The 20,563-nt window shown below is 68.5% G+C and carries 18 protein-coding genes; 11 read left to right on the forward strand and 7 right to left on the reverse strand.

The window, feature by feature from the left end; all coding sequences use genetic code 11:
* Positions 1–134: 134 nt before the first annotated feature.
* A complete protein-coding gene (locus INT49_RS19785) occupies positions 135–446 on the reverse strand; it encodes a GNAT family N-acetyltransferase (protein WP_193119482.1) in 312 nt (103 codons plus the stop codon).
* Positions 447–559: 113 nt separating this feature from the next.
* Entirely contained in the window at positions 560–1,549 is a 990-nt protein-coding gene (locus INT49_RS19790) for an IS481 family transposase (protein WP_193119468.1), read from the reverse strand.
* A gap of 373 nt (positions 1,550–1,922) precedes the next feature.
* Between INT49_RS19790 and INT49_RS19795 the strand changes: the two genes are divergently transcribed.
* The 8 genes from INT49_RS19795 (at position 1,923) to INT49_RS19830 (ending at position 11,561) form a co-directional block, all read left to right on the forward strand.
* Entirely contained in the window at positions 1,923–2,978 is a 1,056-nt protein-coding gene (locus INT49_RS19795; RefSeq protein ID WP_193119469.1) for a LacI family DNA-binding transcriptional regulator, read from the forward strand.
* Between the two features lie 11 nt (positions 2,979–2,989).
* Positions 2,990–4,288 (forward strand): extracellular solute-binding protein, encoded by a 1,299-nt coding sequence (locus tag INT49_RS19800; RefSeq protein WP_193119470.1) that lies wholly within the window; start codon positions 2,990–2,992, stop codon positions 4,286–4,288.
* Positions 4,289–4,290: 2 nt separating this feature from the next.
* Positions 4,291–5,223, forward strand: coding sequence for a carbohydrate ABC transporter permease (locus INT49_RS19805; RefSeq protein ID WP_193119471.1), 933 nt, complete (start codon positions 4,291–4,293; stop codon positions 5,221–5,223).
* A 1-nt stretch (position 5,224) separates the two neighbouring features.
* Positions 5,225–6,103 carry a carbohydrate ABC transporter permease gene (locus INT49_RS19810; RefSeq protein ID WP_226851054.1) on the forward strand — a complete coding sequence of 293 codons (879 nt, stop codon included), beginning with the start codon at positions 5,225–5,227 and terminating at the stop codon, positions 6,101–6,103.
* A gap of 60 nt (positions 6,104–6,163) precedes the next feature.
* Entirely contained in the window at positions 6,164–7,156 is a 993-nt protein-coding gene (locus tag INT49_RS19815) for a glycoside hydrolase family 130 protein (protein WP_193119472.1), read from the forward strand.
* Between the two features lie 136 nt (positions 7,157–7,292).
* Positions 7,293–9,149: a hypothetical protein gene (locus INT49_RS19820; RefSeq protein ID WP_193119473.1), complete on the forward strand. Its 1,857-nt coding sequence runs from the start codon at positions 7,293–7,295 to the stop codon at positions 9,147–9,149.
* 67 nt (positions 9,150–9,216) lie between these two features.
* Entirely contained in the window at positions 9,217–10,632 is a 1,416-nt protein-coding gene (locus INT49_RS19825) for an ATP-binding protein (protein ID WP_193119474.1), read from the forward strand.
* Between the two features lie 191 nt (positions 10,633–10,823).
* The gene (locus tag INT49_RS19830; protein ID WP_193119475.1) at positions 10,824–11,561 is read left to right on the forward strand and encodes a DUF429 domain-containing protein; all 738 of its coding nucleotides are present in this window, start codon (positions 10,824–10,826) and stop codon (positions 11,559–11,561) included.
* 89 nt (positions 11,562–11,650) lie between these two features.
* Here the strand turns inward: INT49_RS19830 and INT49_RS19835 are convergent, their stop codons facing one another.
* Positions 11,651–12,550, reverse strand: coding sequence for a hypothetical protein (locus INT49_RS19835; RefSeq protein ID WP_193119476.1), 900 nt, complete (start codon positions 12,548–12,550; stop codon positions 11,651–11,653).
* Positions 12,551–13,066: 516 nt separating this feature from the next.
* Between INT49_RS19835 and INT49_RS19840 the strand changes: the two genes are divergently transcribed.
* Positions 13,067–14,689 (forward strand): DUF4127 family protein, encoded by a 1,623-nt coding sequence (locus INT49_RS19840; RefSeq protein ID WP_193119477.1) that lies wholly within the window; start codon positions 13,067–13,069, stop codon positions 14,687–14,689.
* Between the two features lie 338 nt (positions 14,690–15,027).
* On the opposite strand, the gene INT49_RS19845 is transcribed toward INT49_RS19840, so the two are convergent.
* The 3 genes from INT49_RS19845 to INT49_RS19855 all read right to left on the reverse strand — a co-directional run bounded on the left by INT49_RS19845 (position 15,028) and on the right by INT49_RS19855 (position 17,156).
* A complete protein-coding gene (locus INT49_RS19845; protein WP_193119478.1) occupies positions 15,028–15,411 on the reverse strand; it encodes a type II toxin-antitoxin system VapC family toxin in 384 nt (127 codons plus the stop codon).
* Positions 15,408–15,671 carry a type II toxin-antitoxin system Phd/YefM family antitoxin gene (locus tag INT49_RS19850; RefSeq protein ID WP_193119479.1) on the reverse strand — a complete coding sequence of 88 codons (264 nt, stop codon included), beginning with the start codon at positions 15,669–15,671 and terminating at the stop codon, positions 15,408–15,410. Before INT49_RS19850 ends, INT49_RS19845 begins: the two co-directional genes overlap by 4 nt.
* Before the next feature lie 78 nt (positions 15,672–15,749).
* Positions 15,750–17,156, reverse strand: a complete 1,407-nt coding sequence (locus tag INT49_RS19855) for an FAD-binding oxidoreductase (RefSeq protein ID WP_226851057.1) — start codon at positions 17,154–17,156, stop codon at positions 15,750–15,752.
* Positions 17,157–17,601: 445 nt separating this feature from the next.
* Between INT49_RS19855 and INT49_RS19860 the strand changes: the two genes are divergently transcribed.
* Together INT49_RS19860 and INT49_RS19865 are read left to right on the forward strand one after the other, a co-directional pair.
* On the forward strand, positions 17,602–19,164 hold the full coding sequence (locus tag INT49_RS19860; RefSeq protein WP_226851063.1) for a DEAD/DEAH box helicase: 1,563 nt from the start codon (positions 17,602–17,604) through the stop codon (positions 19,162–19,164).
* Positions 19,165–19,312: 148 nt separating this feature from the next.
* Positions 19,313–19,714 (forward strand): hypothetical protein, encoded by a 402-nt coding sequence (locus INT49_RS19865; protein ID WP_193119481.1) that lies wholly within the window; start codon positions 19,313–19,315, stop codon positions 19,712–19,714.
* A 182-nt stretch (positions 19,715–19,896) separates the two neighbouring features.
* Here INT49_RS19865 and INT49_RS21675 read toward each other — a convergent pair whose 3' ends face one another.
* The gene (locus INT49_RS21675; protein WP_193119485.1) at positions 19,897–20,508 is read right to left on the reverse strand and encodes an NAD(P)/FAD-dependent oxidoreductase; all 612 of its coding nucleotides are present in this window, start codon (positions 20,506–20,508) and stop codon (positions 19,897–19,899) included.
* Positions 20,509–20,563 lie beyond the last annotated feature (55 nt).

A 20,563-nucleotide genomic window follows, 5' to 3' on the forward strand; every position in this document is an offset into this window, starting at 1 on the left:
GCCATCCCTCGACGCTCTCGCACGAAACAGCTCACACATAGGAGACACGCCCTAGTTGTTGCGGGTCATGACGTTACAGCCACGGGGTCGGGTTGAAGGAGTGCCCCCGTCGTCACCCGCCCGGGACAGGTTTCTCAGGAATCTGCGGCATCCGCCTCGGCGCTCGCGCGGCGCACCGTCTCGAGGTGCACCGGGCGCACCGTGTCGACCGACCCCTCGATGTCGTCGTGGCTGCGCAGCCAGTGGGCGACGTAGGGGCAGACGGCCACGATCCGGTGCCCCTCGGCGACGCTGGTGACGAGCGCGGTACGGGTGAGGATCCCGGCCAGGCCCCGCCCGCCGAAGGCGTCGTCGATCACCGTGCGGTAGAAGATCCGCTGGTCATCGGGGTCCACGGCGGGATAGGTGAATATCGAGGAGCCAGCCTGCTCGCCGCCGACGAGGATGTCGAAGCGGCGGGAGAGGGTTCAGAGACCGCAGCTGGCGACGAGGCCCCACTGCGGCAGGCCAAACAGCTCGCGCGCACCCTCAGTCAGCACGTCGTCGACTACGGCACGCCCTAGCTGTATGAGGTCATGACGTTGTCGACACGTTCGTGGACTCGGGTGGCCGGGGGCTGATCAGCGCAGGCGGTGTGCGGCCGATGATAGTTGTAATGGTGGACCCAGACGCTGATCGCTTCGCGCCGTTCGTCTTCGGAGTAGAAGGCGTGGGCGTAGAGGCATTCCTCGGCGAGGATCCGCTGGTAGCGCTCGACTTTCCCGTTGTGCCGGGGCGTGTAGGGCCGGGTCCGCTGATGCCGGGAAGCATGCGCGTTCACGGTGCGGACGAAGGTCTTGGCGCGGTAGTTGGAGCCGTTGTCGGTGACCACCCGGACCAGACGCGTGATGCCGTGAGCAGCGAAGAACGCTCTCGCCCGGGAGAAGAAACCGATGGTGGTTGCCGCGGTCTCGTTCTCAAGAGCCTCGGTGTAGGCGAGGCGGGAGTAGCCGTCGATCGCGGAGTGCAGGTAGGTGTAGCCCACGCGCTGGTGACGTGTTCGGGTGCTGCCCCGGCCGTGGAGTCGCCAGCCGCCACCGGCGGGGATCTGCCCGACCTTCTTCACGTCCAGGTGGAGCATGTGGCCCGGGAAACGGGCGATGATCTTCCCGGGCTCACGGTTGTTCTCCCCGGTCGGGTCGAGATCTCGGCGGCGGGAGATCCCGAGCCGTTCCAGCCAGCGCCCGATGGTCCGGACGCAGTAGTGGTGGCCGCGGCTGGCGAGCTCGAGAGCGATGCGGCGGGCAGACCATTTGTGCTCTCGCCGCCAAGCGTCGATGAGCTCGAGGACCTCGATCGGTGGCCTCGAGGGTCTCCGTGCTGGGGCGCTGGTGCGGTCTTCCAAGGCTTCGGCACCGTCAGCGCGATAGCGGTGGACCCACTTCGTCAGAGTCGAGCGAGCGACGCCGGCTTCGGCAGCGACGTGGGCTATGGGTCGGCCATCATCTTCGACACGTTGGACCAGGCGGAGCCTTCCGGCAGGGGTCAGCGGCGAATTACGGTGGGTCATGGAACGGGTCTCTTCCAGCAGATGGACGGCTTCAGCACCACCCATCGTGCCGGTCAGGGACCCGTTCCTTCATCCCCGATCCGTGACTACAACGTCATGACCCGCAACACCTAGCGCCTCCGATTCACGGGACTCAGCTGGCCCCCGTCGGCCTGATACGCGCTGCCGGTGTCGCACGGCATCGTCAACGAAGTTCGGTGCCCGGCGCGCGCACCCGGCACGGACGGAGCAGTTGACAGGCGCGGAACAAACCGGTTTGATAGTGATCAATCAAACCGGTTTGCGCAAGGTCTCCCCGGTTGCTTGCCCATCCCACGCACAGCCGAGTTCCGCCTACGATGCTCGCCCCGCCCCACGCACAAGGAGGTGCCCGATGACCGCTCCCCGCAAGGCCACGATCGGTGACGTCGCCCGTCACGCCGGCGTCTCCAAGGGCACCGTCTCCCTCGCCTACTCCGGCAAGCGGCCCGTCTCGGAGGAGACCCGGCAGCGGATCTTCGACGCCGCGGAGGAGCTGCAGTGGACCGCGAGCCACCGCGCCCGGGCGCTGGCCACCTCCCGTACCGGGGCGATCGGCCTGGTCGTGGCGCGTGACCCCGAGGTGCTGGCCACCGATGCCTTCTTCTCGAAGTTCATCTCCGGCTGCGAGCGGGTGCTGGCCGAGCACGACATGGGGCTCATGCTCCACGCCGTCACCACCCCCGAGGCCGAGCGCCTCGTCTACGAGCGCCTCGCCGCCGGGCGGGCCGACGGCGCGATCCTGCTGGACGTGCAGGTCGAGGATCCCCGCTTCGAGCTCGTGCAGCGCCTGGGCCTGCCCGCTGTGGTGCTCTCCGCCGAGGAACCCACCGGGGGCGAGACCGCTGGGCTGCCCACGGTGTACTCCGATGACAGCCCGGCGGTCACGGAGCTCGTCGGCCGCATGGCGCAGGCGGGGCACACCCGGATCGCCCACGTCGCAGGCCCGGACCACTACATCCACGGGCGGATCCGCCGGGAGGCGTTCGCCGCCGCGATGCGCGAGCAGGGCCTGGACGGCTCCCTCGTGGTCGAGGGCGACTTCACCGCCGCCTCCGGGCGCGACGCCACCGCGCAGCTGCTGGACCGCGCCGATCCGCCCACCGCGATCCTCTATGCCAACGACATGATGGCGATCTCCGGCCTCTCGCTGGCCCACAGCCGTGGCCTGCGCGTGCCCGAGGACCTGTCGATCAGCGGCTACGACGACAGCGAGCTCTCTGCCCACCTCTCCCCCGCCCTGACCACCGTGAGCACCGGCGCCGTGCAGCGCGGCCAGATCGCCGTGACCACGCTGCTCGCCGAGATCGCCGGCGAACAGCCGCGCCACGTGCTCGCCGACCACACCACCGTCGTCCCCCGCGGAAGCATCGCCGCCCCGCCCGGAACCCCCACCCGCACCGCACCCTGAGGAGTTCACCGATGAACATCACCCGACGCACCTTCACCGCCGGCGCTCTCGCCGTCCCGCTGGCCGCCACCACCCTCGCCGCCTGCGGCAACGGGGGCGGCGGTGGCGGCGAGGCCGCCTCCGCCCGCGGCCCCATCACCATCTGGCTCTCCAACAACGAGCAGGAGGTCGCCTGGGGCAAGGCCATGGTCGAGGCCTGGAACGCCGACCACCCCGACGAGAAGATCACCGCCCAGGAGATCCCCGCCGGCCAGAGCTCCGAAGAGGCGATCACCGCTGCTATCACCGCGGGCACCACCCCGGATCTCATCTTCAATATCTCCACTGCCGCCGCGCCCGGCTGGGCCAAGCAGGGCGGCCTGGTGGACCTCAGCACCTTCGAGGACGGCGCGAGCTACATCGAGGACCGCACCGGCGCGGATGTCGCGACGGGCTATGCGGACGCCGACGGCAAGTACTACCTGCTGCCCTGGAAGTCGAACCCCGTGATGATCATGTTCAACAAGGATCTGTTCACCAAAGCGGGTCTCGATCCGGAGAACCCCGGGATGAACAGCTTCGACTCGTTCCTCGAGGGGGCCCGGAAGATCGTCGAGTCCGGTGCCGCCCCGGCCGCGATCTGGCCCTCTCCCACCAACGAGTTCTTCCAGCCCTGGTTCGACTTCTACCCGCTCTACATCGCGCAGACCGACGGCCTGCAGCTGGTCGAGGACGGCAAGTCCACCTTCGCCTCCGACGACGGCGCGGCGGTCGCGGACTTCTGGGCCACGATCTACGCCGAGAAGCTGGCCCCGAAGGAAGCGGCGACCGACGACGCGATGGCGACCGCGAAGACCGCCATGCAGGCCGCCGGCCCCTGGGCGATCAGCTCCTACAAGGACGCCTTCCCCGTGGGCTTCATGCCCGTCCCCACCGCGGAGGGCTCCGATCCGGAGACGGTGAAGACCTTCGCGGACTCCAAGAACGTCTCGATGTTCACCACGTCGAAGAACCAGGCCACCGCCTGGGACGTGCTGAAGTTCGCGACCTCGCAGGAGCAGGACGGCGCCTTCCTCGAGGCGACCGGGCAGATGCCCCTGCGCGCCGGTCTGCTGGACACCTTCGGCGACTACTTCGCGAAGAACCCCGACTACGAGGTGTTCGCCGGCCAGTCCGAACGGGTCGTCGACGTGCCCAACGTGCCCAACTCCGTCGAGGTGTGGCAGACGTTCCGGGAGAAGTACTCGGCCGCGGTCATCTTCGGCAAGGAGCCCGTCGAGGGCGCCCTGCAGGCGGCGGCCGACGAGATCGACACGCTCGTGCAGGGCTGATCATGACCGCCACCACCACCCGTGACGCCCCCGAGCGGAGCCGGCGCTCCCGGCTGCCGCTCGGCGGGCTCCTCGGGGCCCAGCCGCTGGGCCTGCTGCTGGTGCTCCCCTACGTGCTGTTCCTCGCCGCCGTGATGGCGTGGCCGCTGATCCAGGCGGTGTGGATCTCGTTCCAGGACTACTTCTTCACCGCGCCCACCGCGGTGGTGGAGCACCCCTTCGTGGGCTTCGAGAACTACGTCAGCGCGATCACCGATCCGCAGGTGCAGCAGTCCTTCGGCAACATCGCCGTGTTCCTGGTGATCAACGTGCCGCTCACCGCGATCCTCTCGCTCGTGCTCGCCTCGGCGCTGAACAAGATCGTGCGCTTCGCCTCCGCATACCGGGTCGCGTTCTACATCCCGTACGTCACCGCGAGCGTGTCGCTGATCGGCGTGTGGATGCTGCTGTTCTCCTCCGGCGGGCTCGTCAACACGATCCTCGGCCCGCTGGCCCCGGATCCGTCATGGCTGGTCAACAGCTCGCTGGCGATGCCGTCGATCGCGCTGTACGTGACATGGAAGCAGCTGGGGTTCTACATCCTGCTGTACCTCGCCGCACTGCAGGGCATCCCCAAGGAGCTGTACGAATCGGCGGCGATGGACGGCGCCGGCGCCGTGGGCCGCTTCCGGAACGTCACCGTGCCCGGGGTGCGCAGCGTGACCGCCCTGGTGCTGATCCTCGCGATCATCACCGGCGCGAACCTGTTCACCGAGCCGTACCTGCTCACCAACGGCGGCGGGCCCGACGGCGCCTCCGCCACCCCGGTGCTGCTCATCTACCAGAAGGGCATCCAGCAGACCAACCCCGACGTCGCCTCGGCGATCGGTGTGCTGCTGGTGATCGGCATCGGCCTGCTGTCGATCCTCGCCGCCCGCACCGGACGGGAGGACTGACATGACCCCCACCCCGCACCCCACGCGCCGTCGCACGGCAGGACACGGCGGCGCCCGACGCAGCAGCGTGATGCTCTACGTCGTGCTGACCGTGTTCGCCCTGGCGTTCGTGTTCCCGTTCTGGTTCATGGCCGTCGGCGCCTTCCAGGAGAACCCGACCACCTCCCCGGCGGATCTCTTCCCCACCGGTGGCTGGACCCTGCAGAACTTCACCGACATCAACTCGCGGCTGAACCTGATCCGGTCGCTCGCGAACTCGCTGATCTTCACGCTCGGCGTGCTCGCCGGCACCCTCACCTTCGGCTTGGTGGCCGGGTACTCGCTGTCCCGTCTGAACTGGCGGGGCCGCGGCGTGCTGTTCGCGATCATGCTCGGCGTGCAGGCGATCCCCTTCCAGCTGCTCATGATCCCGCTGTACGTGCAGGTCACCCGCACTTACGGACTGGGCGACTCGTACCTGGGCATGATCCTGCCGTTCCTGATCAACACCACCGCCGTGTTCATCTTCCGCCAGTTTTTCCTGTCCCTGCCGGAGTCCCTGTTCGAGGCGGCGCGCATCGACGGCGCCTCCGAGCTGCGCATCATGGTCGAAATCGCGGTGCCGCTGGTGAAGCCGGCGATCGCGACGGTCGCCCTGATCACCTTCATCGGGCCGTGGAACGAGTTCCTGTGGCCGTTCCTGATCACGAAGAACGCCGAGCTGCAGCCGCTCGCGGTCTCGCTGGCGAACTACATCTCCAACGTCTCCCGCACAGCGTCGAACCCCAACGGCGCGATCCTCGCCGGAGCGGCCACCCTGGCCTTCCCCGTGGTGCTGCTGTTCGTGTTCTTCCAGCGCTACTTCCAAGCCTCCGACATCAGCTCCGGGGTCAAGGGCTGACGCCCTCCCCGCAGCAGATAACTCCCTGTTCGTCCCTGTCATCCACTCCTGAGGAGAAGCATGTCCACCGTGTCCCTGTTCGGCGGAGCCACGTTCCCGCTCGGCCCGTTCGTCCCCTCCGAGAGCAACCCGATCCTGCGCCCCAAGGGCGACAGCTGGGAGTCCTCGAACCTCTACAACCCCGCGGCGCTCGTCGTCGATGACCAGGTGGTGCTGCTGTACCGCGCCCACGCGGAAGACATCGTCTCCCACATCGGGATCGCGTTCAGCGACGACGGCTACACCTTCGAGCGGGAGGACGCCCCGATCCTCTCCCCCGAGCACGACTACGAGCGGTACGGCTGCGAGGATCCCCGCATCGCGTTCATCGAGGGCACCTACTACCTCACCTACACCGGCTGGGACCGACGGATGGCCCAGTTGTGCCTGGCCACCTCCACCGACCTGCGCACCTGGACCAAGCACGGCCCGCTGTTCGAGCATTTCGACACCTTCAAGGTGATGGACCCGCGCGGACACAACTGGTCCAAGGCCGGCGTGATCGTGCCCCAGCAGATCGACGGAAAGTGGTGGATGTACTTCGGCGAGGGCGGCATCTACTGGGCCACCAGCGACGACCTCATCCACTGGACGCCCGGCACCAGCGACGACGAGCCGATGTACCTGCCCACCCCCGGCACCTTCGACGAGGCGCTCGTGGAGATCGGCACCTCCCCCGTGCTCACCGACGACGGCCTGCTGCTGATGCTCACCAACGGCGCCACCCGCGAGGTCCACGAGGACGGCACCGTCGACGTCGACTACCGCTGCGGCCAGATCCTCATCGACCCCGCCGAGCCCACCAAGGTCATGGCCCGCCTGCAGGAGCCGTGGCTGCGCCCCCAGACCTACGAGGACACCCACGGGCTGGTCTCCAACGTCACCTTCGTCGAGGGGCTCGTCAGGTTCCGCGGGAAGTGGTTCGCGTACTACGGGCAGTCGGACACGACACTGGCTGTTGCCGTGGCGGACCCGGCTGAGGGGTTCGGGGTGGGGCTCAGCGCGGACGCTTGACCTGTACGTCCGACTCCCACGGAGAACGGCGAGGCCGCACAGGCCAGGGATCTCGGGCACCAGCGGCATAGCAGAACGGCAGCAGCACGCCGTCGAGATGCTCGCGCCGTGGGCCGATTCCTGATGAGATATCCGCATGAGCCGACGTCGCCACGACCGCAACCCGCTCGGGCAGGGCGCTTTTCACCGCCCCGCGAGCCGGCACATCCCGCACACGCCAGAACCTGCGCCGTCCTCCGCTGTGCCTCCGGCAGATAACCCTCTGATCGAGGTGCTCCGCCCGGCGCTGCGCTCCGATGATCCGACCGTGTTCTGGATTGCCGCGGCGCCGCTGGTCGTGGAGCTCGCGGATCTGCGGCACCACCCCGAGGAGCTCCCCGAGGGCGTGGACCTGATGGACACCTTCCTCGAGATCAACGTCGCGGAGACCACCGCGCTGCTGCACATGATCGCGGCGATGTGCCCCGATGAGGACCTCCGCTCGCGGGCCCGGGTGGGACTCACCTCCCGGCGTCAGCCGATGCCGCCGCAGATCTCCGGCCTCGCGGACGCCACGATCACCGACACCGTGGCGATCACCGACGAGGTCGGGGAGAACCTGATGGTGGAGCTAACTCTCCCCCGCGGGGTGCGGGCCGTGCTCATCGCCTACATCCCCCGAGCCCCGGCGCTGTTCGTGAAGGACGCTTTCGTGGTCGGCGCACCGATGGAGGAGGTGCTCCACCGGTATCGCGAGATCATGGCGAGCGAGGGATCATCCCTGGACGAGGCCCTGGAGGTCGTCGCCCCAGCGGACGCTCGGACTCGCCTCGGCCAGGCCCTCGCCCTCACTCCCGCAGACGAGGGCACGGCGGGATCCGAGGAGCAGTGGCCGATGCTGAGGCCGTTCGTGGAGTTCGTCGTCGGCCTCATGCCAGCGGGTGGGACGGGGTACGACGAGGACGATCTCCTCGACGGCGCTCCCCTGCCGACCTCCGAGCGCCCGCCATGGATCCTCGAGGACGGCACCGATCTGGTCGCGGAGTTCACTGCCTCCGCGCACGCTGCCGGACTGGAGCGCGTCGAGACGGCGGCAGACCTGGTCGCCTACATGATGGTCGTGCTCGGTGGGGGCCTCGGCGACCCGCTGGCATGGAATCCGGAGCTCGCCGAATGGTTGCTCACCGACGTACTGCCGACCACCCCGATCCTCTCCGAGGATCAGGCCGCACAGGTCCCTTCCATCCTGCCACCGCTCGTCGCCTGGTCTCTCGAACGGACAGGAGAGGACCCCTCCGTGATCGCGCAGACCCTTCGTGAGATCACCCCGCTGCTCGAGCAGTTCCCGGTTCGTCGCGCTGATCCCCGGATGCGTGCGCAGCGGCTCGAGGAGCAGGTCGACCTCGCGCTCGAGCTCGGGGACCCTTCCGCGCTGCGCCTGGCGGATCTCGCTCTTCTCGTCGGCGGATTCGACGTGCTCGCAGAGCTCGACACCACGCCGCTGCCCACCGAGAGGCTCCCGCTCGAGCAGTTCCCCGACAATCTGCGCGATCTCGCCGCCGAGATCGACGCGCACCTGGTGGACGGGGTGAGCGCGCTCCTAGCGGGGCAGCCCGCCCCCGACCAGACCGCCGAGCTCCTCACCGCCTGCCGGCGCCTGCTGGCGCGCATCGCCGAGCTCGATGACGCGGTGCTGCGACGCAAGGCGAGCACCCGCAACACCGCCGCGGCGATCGTCTCGCTCATCGCCCGCGGCAACGAGCTGATGGGCTACGCCCCGGCGCCTCTGCACGAGAAAGACCTACGGCGTGCCTTCGACCTGCGCAGCAATCCCAGCCAGAGGGCACGCAACCTCGCGGAGGCCGCCGCATTGCCCCATCGCTGGTCCGGCATCGCACTCGCCGATCCGGGCCTGCTGCTCGGCACCGCGCGGGCCGAGATCCTCCGGAAGCAGGACGTGCTGCGGGAGCAGGATCCGCTTGCGGGTCCGGGCGCGATGGGACGACGATCCTGAGGATCGGGCGGGCCGGGCCCTCAGGACCTTCTACTCGAAGCTACTCTAAATAGTTTAGAGTAGGCCTATGTCGTCAGCGATCCTGCATGACCTCAACGCAGCACCGGCTCACGACCGTCTGCGGCGGCTCATCGAAGCTCCCGAAGACCAGTGGTTCGACCGGAAATCTGCTCGAATCGCACCGAAGGATCTGGCCCGAGCACTCACTGCCTTCGCCAATGCCGAAGGCGGCACAGTGGCGATCGGGATTCGCGACGGAGGCTACGACGGCGAGCTACTCACCGCGGATAAGGAGAACGCGCTCCGACAGGCCGGGATCGACTTTGCCGTTCCGCCGGTTCGAACGCTGGTGCATCGACTTCCACTCGACGAGGAGCGATCCATCCTTCGCATCGACATCCCCCCGAGCGAACATGTGCACGAGACCGTCAGCGGCGAGGTGTATCTGCGAGTCGGCGATGAGTCGAAGAAGCTCTCCTACTCACAGCGCCGAGAGCTCGACTACGACCGGGGCAGCGCGCAGTTCGAATACGAACCTGCCGTCGACGCGACCATCGAGGATCTGGATGGCGATGAGCTGACCGAGTATCGCGAGTCGATCGGTGCCACCTCTGACGACCTCACCGCACTGCGAGCACGGAGCCTAGTACGCCGGGACGGCACTCTTACCCAAGCCTCTGTGCTCCTGCTCGGCCGACATCCGCAGGACTGGCTCCCCCAAGCACATGTGCGCGTCACCCGCTTCAGCGACGACACTGCGGGCACCGGCCGTCGACAGACCGTCGAGTCCGGCATGGACACCCGACTCGAAGGCCCGATCGCCCGCATCGTCGACGAGGCAGCCGCTCTCATTGAGTCCTGGATTCCGCACCGCCGCGCTCTCGACACGAACGGGCGGTTCACCGACCAGTCACTCGTCCCGAAGGATGCCTGGCTCGAGGGTCTCGTGAATGCTGTCGTGCACCGTAGTTATTCGATGGCTGGCGATCACATCCGTGTGAACATCTTCCCCTCGCGCGTGGAGATCGAGAGCCCCGGCCGCTTCCCCGGACTCGCGGACCCCACCAGGCCCCTGGATATCGCCCGATACGCGAGAAACCCTCGGATCGCTCGTGTCTGCTCCGACCTCGGGATCACCCAAGAGCGCGGGGAAGGAATCCGACGCATGTTCGACGAGATGCGTCTCGTTGGCCTTGTCGACCCCGAATACCACCAGACCAGCGGAAGCGTACGTCTCACCCTGACCGCGCTCAGTCGGCTGAGTCCTGAGCAGCAGGCAGCTTTGCCCCGCGGTGCCGAGGAGATCCTCGCCGTACTCCGACACAGGGAGCACCCACTGGGCACCGGAGAACTCGTCGAGGCGACGGGCCGCTCTCGACCGTGGGTCCGAGCACAGCTCGAGGAGCTACGCGCAAGCGGCGTCGTCCACTGGGAGGGGAAATCTCCTCGCGACCCACGCGCCACCTGGTCACTTCCGCGATGACGTAGAACGCCATCGGTACCTGCTCGACGCTACTCGAAGCTACTCTAAAAAATTCTTCGAGTAGCTTCGAGTAGACCTAGAGCCCCGTCTACATCACCCCAGGGGGTCACTCGATCTGCCGCACGAGCGGCGCCGTCACGGTCAAGGATCCCCACAGAGCCGTTCGGACCAGCCTCCGTTATCGTGGCGCGATGCACCCCGGCTCCACCTACCTCGGCATCGACCTCGCCTCAGACCCGAAACGTACTGGCATCGCGTGGCTGCGCGACGAGGGCGAGAAGGTCATGGTCGAGGACGTCCGGGTCGGCGCGGACGACGACACGATCGTCTCCGCGGTTGTGACGTCACAGAAGACCGGTGTCGACGTCCCCTTCGGGTGGCCGCGGTCGTTCGTGGAGCTGCTCGAGGCGCACCGAACGGCAACCCTCACTCCCCCGCCGAGCACGGGCCCGGACTGGAAGCGGCACGTCCTCTACCGCGCAACGGACCTCGAGGTGAGACGCCGGGTGGGAAAGAACCCGCTGAGCGTCGCCTCCGACAAGATCGCCTACCCCGCCATCCGCTGGGCAGGCATCGCCGCACGGCTCCGGGAACAGGGAGCCCCAGTCACGCCCGACGGACGCGGCATCGCGTGCGAGGTGTATCCCGGTGCGGCACTCGTGGCGTGGCAGCTGGCGGGCTACACCTACAAGGGCGCGAAGGGTGCGACGTCGCGGGCAGCCCTCGCCGAGCAACTGACCGCACGGCTCCCCTGGCTCGAATGGGCGGGCCACCGAGACGCCTGCGTGGACGACGACAACGCGCTGGACGCGGTGATCGCTGCCGTCGTCGCCCGCGACGTCGACCGTGGACTCGCAACGCCGGCACCTCCCGAGCTCGCAGAACTGGCCGCCGAGGAGGGCTGGATCTGGCTGCCCGAAGGATCCTAGGAGGTTTCTGGTCGCAGCGCCCTGAGCACGGACCTGGCCAGCATTTCGTACATGTGTAGCATTTTGTTCCCGCAAGCAATCACATGGCGTCAACCGACGAAGAAGCCCAACAACCGCCTCCACCAGGGTTTACGAGAGTTAGACCTCACAGGCTCTGGGGGTAGAGCGGGGTCCGTGGCTTCTCGCGGGCCGGATATATCCCGCGGCGCCATCGGTTCCCGTTGCTCCCGCTCACATCGGGCACGAGCTTCATCGTCTTCCGCACGTGCAGCTGCCGCTTGCCGCTCCCGTGCCTCGCGCTCTCGATCTGCCTTCTCTCGGGCCGCTTCCTCGGCAGCAGCTCTCGCCGCTTCCTCTCGGCGCTCGCGCATTTCCCTTACGGCTGCTACTTCCGCCTTGTACTTCTTGACGTCGTCGCCCAGTAACCAGCCAGCCCAAGTCCCTCCGTTCGCACCCTGAATCGCCCGCTGCGGGTACCACTCTCGGCTCCCATCAAGCACTTGCTGAAGGAACGCCTGCAGAGGCAATCTGCTCGAGCGGAAGGACAGCTTGTCGTGGCCCAACTTTCCGACGGTGACGCCCGCAATGAGATGAACCTCTGTACTGCCGTCGCCTTGCCAGACGTCTGAGCGGAGTTGGTCGACAGTCAAGACCTTGGCATCAGCGCTGGGACCATCTCGGTACCCGAGGCGCACGCTTGGTTCGGAAAACAGTGGATCACGCTTACGCTTCCCTTTCGCTGTGTTCTTCTGACGATCAGATTCGGGCAGAAGCCACAGTGTGCGCATCCCGTTCTGTTCCCGCGCTTGACGTCTGGCAGTGAAGTCCGTCGAGACTCGCTGCACCTCGAAGGCGAAGGGGAACGGCGCGGACTCCACACGCAGATCGACCCGCGCACCTGCGACGTCCACCTCAAGTTCGGCGTCGTAGCCGAGTTCGATGCAGATCTCGCGGAGCTTCCCCTGGAGCCAAAGGTGCTCGTCGGTCATCCTCCCGCCGCCGCCAGCGGGGACGAAGTGATTGCATCCTGTCGAGTCCTTGTGGTTGCTGAGGTACCTGGTGCCATAAGCGTTCTGATGAGCGACGAGCCGTTGAGCGCACCCGCGATCCGGGCACACGAGGTGCACTCCCGTGCGATGAACTCTTGCCCAGTCGCTGCTGTTGCGGATCCACAGCACATCGCGCTCCCCCTGCACTCGGAAGAACTGCTTCTTCGTCTTGGAAGACTTCCCCGGTCCCACCCGACTTGTGGCTCTGTCCCGAATGATTCTCACGTCGCTGTGCCATGTCTTCCATCCTCCACGGGCTACTGACACTTCAGGGGCACTACCCGGACCTGCTCTCCTGTCACAGAGCGGCGAGTCCCGGTCCGTGCGCCCCGTGGTGAGGTGACCTCGCTCAGCCTCGTGCCTCTCCGTCCTCATCCGTAGCCGTCTTTGCGGTATTCCTAGTTTCGCAACAGGGGCCCCTACTGCCGCGCCCGTCGAGAGCCATAGGCTCGGTGGGTGCGCGACTCCCGTACGCGCCTGTTCGGATCTGCGCATCCGCCCATCGCGGCGGCCGCACTCCCCGGCCATCACCTCGCACCCTCCAGGAAGGGCCCGAACCCCGTGCCAGAGAAGCTCCCCGAGACCGCCGCGGGGCGTCCGCGCATCGCGCTCCTCCCCCTCGACGATCGACCCGTGAACGTACGGCTCCCCGGCGACGTCGCCGCCGTGGCCGGCGTAACCCTCGACGTCCCGCCGACCGAGCTCCTTCCCTCCTACCGCACCGCCGGGGACCCCGAGGCCCTCGGCGCGTGGCTGCTCGAGCGCGCCGCCGGCCCGTCGACCGCACACGTCGTCGTCTCGACGGACATGCTCCTGTACGGAGGCCTCATCGCGAGCCGGACCAGCGGGGACAGCACGCGTGAGGTGCTCGCCCGGCTCGACGTGCTCCGCGAGGTCCGCCGGCTCCGGCCGGAGCTCCCGATCTCGGTGGTGTCCCTCGTGACCCGGGCGAGCAACTCCTATTCCGCCGCGGAGGAGCCCGAGTACTGGGCGGAGCACGGCAAGGAGCTGCACGCGTTAGGAGGCGACGCGCATCGTCTGCTCGGCGATGCCGAGGTGCTGCCGCTCGACGAGCTCACGTCCGTGCCCGCGCCCGTCGTGACGGACTATTCCCGCCGCCGGCTGCGGAACCATATGGCGACCTTGTCCACGCTTGATTTCGTCGAGGACGGCACGATCGACTTCCTGGCGATCACCGCCGACGACACCGCACCATTCGCCGCGGGCAGCGCGGAGCAGGTCTGGCTGCGGCACTGGATGAGGATGCTGCCCCGTGGCCGCGAGGTGCTCATGTATCCCGGGGCGGACGAGGTCGGTGCCGTGCTCGTGGCCCGCGCCCTCGCTGCGATGACCAGTGTCGAGGTGGCGTTCTCGGTGGCCTGCGCGGATCCCGAGGGCATGACCCGGGTCCCGCCGTTCGAGAACATGCCGCTGGCAGCTTCTGCGAGCCGGCAGATCCGTGCCGCCGGAGCAACCGAGGTCACCACGGGCGGGGACGTCACCCTCGTGCTCCACGCGCCTGATCCCGAGCGCCACGACATGTTCCGAGGCCGCCCGGAGAGGGTCGACACGGCCGCCGTGCAGGGCACCGTGGCGCTCATCAGCGCGCGCCTCGAGGGCGGGGAGAAGGTCGCACTCGCCGACGTGCGCTACCCCAACGGCGCCGATGAGGCCCTCGTGCGGGCACTCGCGGAGGCAAACCTCCTCGGCCGCCTGGAAGCGTTCGGCGGCTGGAACACGGCGGGCAACACGCTGGGCAGCGTCGTGGCCCTCGCCGCGGCCGGAGCAGTCGGCCGCGCCGCGGGCACGTTCGACCCGGCTGCCGCGCGCCGCGCACTCCTCACCCGTCTGCTCGACGACTTCGCGTACCAGTCCGTGGTCCGAGTCGACTCCGGCCCGTCCCTGTTCCCGGACCGCTTCCCGATGGCGGACGACGAGCGCGTCGCAGGTGCCGAACGCGCGATCCACCGCGAGCTCGAAGCGGTCCTGGACTCGGTGCTCCCGGGCGACGCCGTGCGGATCGCCGAGCTCACGCTGCCGTGGCGGCGGTCCTTCGAGATCGGGATCGCCCTGTCGTAGGGATATTCGCTCGTGACCGCCCACGGCAAGCAGCCCATGCCTGGCCCCATCGCAGAGGAGGCTTCTCCGCGCACCAGCGGGCCAAGCCGCTATAGTCGACACGCGGCAACCGCCTGGAGCTCACGTCAGTGGGTGCACCCAGGGGGCTGAGGGGACTGTGCGGGACGTATGGAGCCCGCAGATTCTCGGTGCCGCCCAGCTTCTCCCCGTGCGGGAGCACGAAGGCTCCTTCGACCTTGAGGTCTGAGGAGCCTTCGTCATGTCAGCACAGTGCAGGGTCGTCCCCTGAGCTGCAGGCGCCGTGACCATAGGCGAGGCCATGGGCGTGGCTGTGCGAGCTATCCCCGCCCGGGCAGGACCTTCAGCCCGAACTGCTGCGCCGCCTCCGCCAGCTCGCGGTCGAACGTCGCGATAGCGGTCATCGCCTCGCCGTACAGCAGCGCCGTGGACAGGTGCAGGGCATCCATCGCACGCAGACCCGAACGAAGCGAGAGGGCATGGTCTATGACCTCGCCGTCGACCGCATCGAGGTCGATCCTGGCCACGATCGCATCGACGTCCGCGTGGGAGCCGCCGCGGCGATCGACGGTCGCATGGAGTTCGACCTCGAGGAGCCGGGAGGAGAGCAGTGCCGCCCCGTCCTCGAAGAGGCTCTCGACCTCCACCACCCCGGGCTCGCGGCTGAGCAGCTTGTAGGCCGCCGAGGTGTCCAGATAGATCACGACCGCTCCCCGCGCATGTCCTCGATCATCTGCTCGGTGCTCCAGTCACGGATCGGCGTGGAGATCGCCGGGGCGCCGCACTCCGAGGCGGGCTGCAGCGTGCCTCCGGCCAGGCGCCGTGCCCGCCTGTCGGACTCGACCGGGGCGATGCGTGCGATCGGCTGCCCGCGATCCGTCACGATGATCTCTTCGCCCGCCTGCACGCGTGCGAGGACCCGGGCGGTCTGCTGGTTCAGTTCGGTGCGCGTCACGTGGACCATGGGACCACCGTACTCGCATCTACTAGTTCTAGTACAGGACGATTGTGGAGGCGGTGCACAGGCGAGGTGCGCCCGCCCCTACGGCGCCACGTTGTAGTTCTCGCGGAACAGATTCCCCGGGTCGTAGCGCTGCTTGATGCCCTGGAGCCGGCGGTACTTCTCCTGCCCGTAGATGGCGCGGGTGAAGTCGGTGATCGGGCGGGTGTACTCGCGGGCCCGGAAGTTCACGTACTCACCGTGCTCGCCGAGCTGCCGCATCGCGGCGCGGGCCTGCTGGGCGTAGGCGGTCAGGCGGTCGTCCTCCTCCTGCCCCTGCCAGAAGCCGTAGATGGTCATCCAGAAGCGGGCGGTGCGGTTGGGAAAGGCGGTCGCCTCCTCGGGCACGCGGGCGAAGGCGCCGCCGAGATGGTGGATGTCCACGCCGGTGCCGCGGCCCGGGATCGCCTCGGCGATCCCCAGGATCGTGTCCAGGGCGTCCTCGTCCATGCTGCTGAACGCGATGTTGCGCCAGAAGCCGCGGGAGCCGTCGGGGTACAGGTCATCCACCGCACTCTGCCAGCGGACCCAGTCGATCGGGCCCACGGTCTGCTCATCCGGCGGTGCCGCCCGGCGCAGACGATCCAGCAGGGCCTGGCCCTGCTGCTCCTTCTCGCCCACGTACACCCCGCGGATGATCAGCCAGGTCTCGTCGGTCCCGGCCGCCTCGGGGGCGGGCATGAACGTCACGATCGTGGTGAGCTCGTCGGGGAGGTTCCTCGACCACAGCTCGAAGGCGGCGAGCGCGCGGCGCCAGTACGGCCTGCGGTAGTACAGGCTCACGCCGAGCACCGGATCCGGCAGTTGCACCGCCTCGAAGGTGAAGGCGGTGACCACGCCGAAGTTGCCTCCGCCTCCGCGCAGCCCCCAGAACAGGTCCGGGTGCTCGGTTGCGCTCGCGACGAGCTGCTGCCCGTCGGCCGTGATCACCTCGGCGCTGACCAGCCTGTCCAGGGCCAGGCCCGCCCGGCGGATCAGCCAGCCCACACCGCCGCCGAGCGTCTGCCCGGCGATTCCGGGCCGGGACACCGTGCCCAGCGGGACAGCCAGGCGATATGGCGCGGTCGCGGCGTCGACGTCGGCCGCTCGCGCGCCGGGAGCCACCCTCACCCGCTGCGTCTGCGGATCGACGTGCACGTCCCGCAACTCTCCGAGGTCGAGCACGATCCCGTCGTCCACCGTGCCGAGGCCCGCGATGTTGTGGCCGCCGCCGCGCACCGCGAGCGGCAGCCCGGTCACCCGCGCGGCTTCCAGCACCGGGGCCACGTCCGCGACCGACGCGGCCCGGACGATCACCAGCGGGTACCGGTCGATCATTCCGTTCCAGACCTTGCGGGCCGTCTCGTAGTCGCCATCGCCCGGCTCCAGGCAGTTGCCCTCGACCGCTTCGCGCAGCCGCTCCAGCGCGGCGCGTGCCTCGGGAACGGGGTGACTATCGGTCATATCCATCGCGTGAACTCCCTGCGCCGAGGAGCGGGCCGGCCGGCCGGCCGCGCCGATCATGCTCCTGACAGTAGCCCCGCAGGTCGCGCGGGACAACGGCAGAAGGTCCCTCACCCCGGGGTCGTCGAACGCGCACGGTCGGTCGTGCCGAGCCGCGAGGTGCGGCCCACCAGAGCACCGGGGTGCAGAAGAAGGGCGATCGGATCGCCGAGGGGCGTGAGATGCCCGCTGGGCGAGCCGTCCCAGCACGCATCGGGCACACCGGTAAGGTCGCGGGGTGCCCAGCCCTCGTCGATCCAGTACCCGCCGACGCGGCGGGTCCACCCGCCGGAAGCGGTCCAGCCAGTCGCAGCGGCCGCTGCCGGTCGCCGGCCCGGGCGAGCGACTGTGGGTTCTCGATGTCCCCTACGGAACTCAGGTCGAGGGTGCCGCCTGGCATCCGGCCGTGAGGATGCACCTGTTCGTCGGCCGCTCGCTGCCCGCGCACCTCGCGCCCTACGCGCCCGGCCCGCACACCCTCGGCCGATTCCTCGAGAACACCCTCAACCCCGATGACCCGACGCCCCCTCCCGAGCCGGCGGAGGACCTCGAGCCCCGCCAGAGCCAGTACGAGGCGGCTGATGCGATCGCGGAGCGCGCCGCAGCCGGTGGGCGGCAGTTCCTGCTGGCCGATGAGCCCGGCGTGGGCAAGACGATCTCTGCCGTGCTCGGTGCGAGCGCTGTCGGTGACCTCCGTGGGGCGAAGCGGGTGCTCGTGGTCGCGGACCGGCCCGCCGCGATCACGATCGGGCATTGGTGCCGCACGATCACGGCGCTGGGCGACAGCGGCCTGGAGTGGGTGGTGATCACCTGGGACCGCCTGGAGAAGGTCATCGGCCACGAGTGGGAGGTGATCATCGCCGACGAGGCCCACGCCCTGCGGCGGACCACGACGAAACGATGGAAGCTCTGGGCGCAGATCGCGGGCCACAAGCTGCCCCACGAGACAGCCCCGTTCCTCATCGCGACCACGGCGACGCCCGGCCACACCCCGCTCGAGCTGCCCTACCTCGCCCCGGCGTACGCGCAGGCGCACGACGAGCCGATGAAGGACTGGATCTCGGCGACCCAGCCCGCCGTCACCTTCACCGCCGCGCTCGAGCGCCACGGGGTCCGCGTGGAGCGCGGTGGGCGCTACGGCGCGACCTGGACCACCGACGCGACCCGGCGCGCCGCGGATCTCGCACTGGTGCGCGGCTGGCTCGAGGATCAGCAGCCCGCCGCGATGCTGCACCGCGCGGCGCCGTGGGGGCCGGTGCCGATCTCCGGGATGCCGGTGGCGCTCACGCCCACGGAACGGGAGGCGTACGAGGCCGAATGGGGAGAGTTCTGCCGCGAGATGGACATCGCCCGGCGCGGCCGCAACACCGCCAAGGGTCGGGCGGCGCTGCTGCGCTTCCGCCAGAAGGCCGGGCTAATCCGCGTGGACTCCACCGTCGCGTGGATCGCCCAGCAGGTCGAGGCCGAGCGGCAGGTGGCTTGCTCGGTCGAGTTCGTCGGGACCGCTGCGGATCCGATCGCCGAGCGTCTGCGGGACTCGGGCCTCGAGGTCGCCACGATCTACGGGCAGGGCCGATTCGACGTCGAAGCAGAGCGAATGAAGTTCCAGACCGGCCAGGCGAAGGTCTGCGTGTTCACCACGGTCGCCTCGATCAGCCTGCACGCCGGAGAGACCCTCGAAGGCGGACGCCAAGCGAGCACCGAGCCCCGCGTGGGCGTGTTCCACCAGGCCCGCTTCTCAGGCATCGCCGGCCGACAGGTCACCGGCCGCACCCACCGCGACCAGCAGGTCTCCCCCTGGCACATCGCCTACGCCCAGGACACGGTCGAGGAGCAGGTCAGCAAGGTGATGGTGGAGCGGATCGCGGCGGCGTCCGACACCGTGGGCGGCGACACCGCGGGCCTCACCGACGTGGCGGAGCTGCTGGGGGCGGACTGGTTGCCGTCAGCGAGCCTCACCGACGGCGGCGCTTGATTCCACCGCTCGACCCCTTGACATCGGGTCACGAACAGGCAAAGAGTGGGTCAACGGAAGCCATAAACGCCTCGAGCGCGGCGGCGGACGTGAGTCAAGATCTGCGTGCGACGACGACCCTGGGGCCCTGAGGAAGGTCTGATCGCCCATGATCCGCATCCGTCATCTCGCAGCCATCGCCGCCGTCGGCGTGGCCGGGGCCGCGTTCGCGCCCTCGGCACTTGCCGACGAGTCGAGCCCTGCACCTGCCGAGACCGCCACCGCGGCACCAGCATCCACAGTCAGTCCCGTCGGCTACGCGGACCGCACGATCCAGGAGTTCGGCGCCGGCGACGAGATCGATTTCCGCAGCGACACGACGGCCGACGCCCGCAGCGCGATCATCGCGCACGAAGGCGCCGCCAAGCACTGGCAGCGCACCACCGTGGAGGGCGCCGCCGGCCACGTGTACGTGACCTACGTGAACACCGAGACGAACGACGAGCTCACCCTCGGCGTGAACACCACTCGGGGAATGGATCACGACCACCTCGTCGACATGGCGCGCTGAGCGCACGGGGGCTGGCTCTCGAGGCGCTGTGCCCTACGTCGGCAGCGTCAGGAGTTCAGCCCTCGCCCCGTCGAGGTTAAGCCGGCCCGCATCGGGCCCAGTGCTGCCAGAATCGTCGCATGCTCGCGATGGTCTAGGGGTTGCGGTCAAGACGTTGTGGACGTCAGAGAGGGCGCACGAAGTCACTGCTCGCCCGGAACCATCGGGGCGGAGTACCCGCTGGATACAGGGTCGCCAGCTGCGAAACGCGTCGGACGGAATCCCTCAAGCGTCGGACGCTGCCGTCCTTGGCAGATCTCGTCCGCTACGGTCTCGGCGAGGTATGGGGCAAGAGTGATTCCGCTGTGCGTCACGACCGTCCACAAGCCACTCTCCGGATTCCCGTCGATAGGCCCTGCGACGGTCATCCCGTCCGCAGGAATCACGCGATGGCCTACCCGTATACCCGTGACCTCCAGATCGATTCGTCCGAGCAGAGCGGAGACCCGGTCGAGATACTCCCTTTCGAGGGCCGGAGTCACCTCTGCGCCCCGACCGGCGTCATGGTCGAGCTCGAGCGCCTGCACAAGAAGATGATCGGTGCCGACAGGCCGCAGGTTGACGTGGTCCGTAGTCACAAGTCGCTCAAGGCCGTGAGCGGGAGCGTGAACTTCCGCGAGGAACCCCCAAGCCGCCCCTCCGTCACGCTGATCGACCATCGGGAGTTCATATCCAGCGGTACGCAGGAGCTCCGCAGTTCCGTTGCCGGCTGCGACGACAACGCGGTCGGCGGCGATGTTTCCGCTGCTGCGCAGTGAATCGCCCCGGGTTTGTTAGAGGCTCGCAAGTGCCGCGTCGGCGGGTGCCGGT

This window comes from Brachybacterium tyrofermentans (assembly GCF_014897585.1).
Classification (GTDB): Bacteria; Actinomycetota; Actinomycetes; order Actinomycetales; family Dermabacteraceae; genus Brachybacterium; species Brachybacterium tyrofermentans.

Excerpts from the sequence above, each read along its gene's own strand:
- INT49_RS19800 (WP_193119470.1), top strand. The coding sequence starts at position 2,990 with ATGAACATCACCCGACGCACCTTCACCGCCGGCGCTCTCGCCGTCCCG.
- INT49_RS19790 (WP_193119468.1), bottom strand. The coding sequence starts at position 1,549 with ATGACCCACCGTAATTCGCCGCTGACCCCTGCCGGAAGGCTCCGCCTG.
- INT49_RS19810 (WP_226851054.1), top strand. The coding sequence starts at position 5,225 with ATGACCCCCACCCCGCACCCCACGCGCCGTCGCACGGCAGGACACGGC.
- INT49_RS19820 (WP_193119473.1), top strand. The coding sequence starts at position 7,293 with ATGAGCCGACGTCGCCACGACCGCAACCCGCTCGGGCAGGGCGCTTTT.
- INT49_RS19805 (WP_193119471.1), top strand. The coding sequence starts at position 4,291 with ATGACCGCCACCACCACCCGTGACGCCCCCGAGCGGAGCCGGCGCTCC.
- INT49_RS19865 (WP_193119481.1), top strand. The coding sequence starts at position 19,313 with ATGATCCGCATCCGTCATCTCGCAGCCATCGCCGCCGTCGGCGTGGCC.
- INT49_RS19860 (WP_226851063.1), top strand. The coding sequence starts at position 17,602 with ATGCACCTGTTCGTCGGCCGCTCGCTGCCCGCGCACCTCGCGCCCTAC.
- INT49_RS19825 (WP_193119474.1), top strand. The coding sequence starts at position 9,217 with ATGTCGTCAGCGATCCTGCATGACCTCAACGCAGCACCGGCTCACGAC.
- INT49_RS19830 (WP_193119475.1), top strand. The coding sequence starts at position 10,824 with ATGCACCCCGGCTCCACCTACCTCGGCATCGACCTCGCCTCAGACCCG.
- INT49_RS19835 (WP_193119476.1), bottom strand. The coding sequence starts at position 12,550 with ATGACCGACGAGCACCTTTGGCTCCAGGGGAAGCTCCGCGAGATCTGC.
- INT49_RS19850 (WP_193119479.1), bottom strand. The coding sequence starts at position 15,671 with ATGGTCCACGTGACGCGCACCGAACTGAACCAGCAGACCGCCCGGGTC.
- INT49_RS19815 (WP_193119472.1), top strand. The coding sequence starts at position 6,164 with ATGTCCACCGTGTCCCTGTTCGGCGGAGCCACGTTCCCGCTCGGCCCG.
- INT49_RS19855 (WP_226851057.1), bottom strand. The coding sequence starts at position 17,156 with ATGGATATGACCGATAGTCACCCCGTTCCCGAGGCACGCGCCGCGCTG.
- INT49_RS19795 (WP_193119469.1), top strand. The coding sequence starts at position 1,923 with ATGACCGCTCCCCGCAAGGCCACGATCGGTGACGTCGCCCGTCACGCC.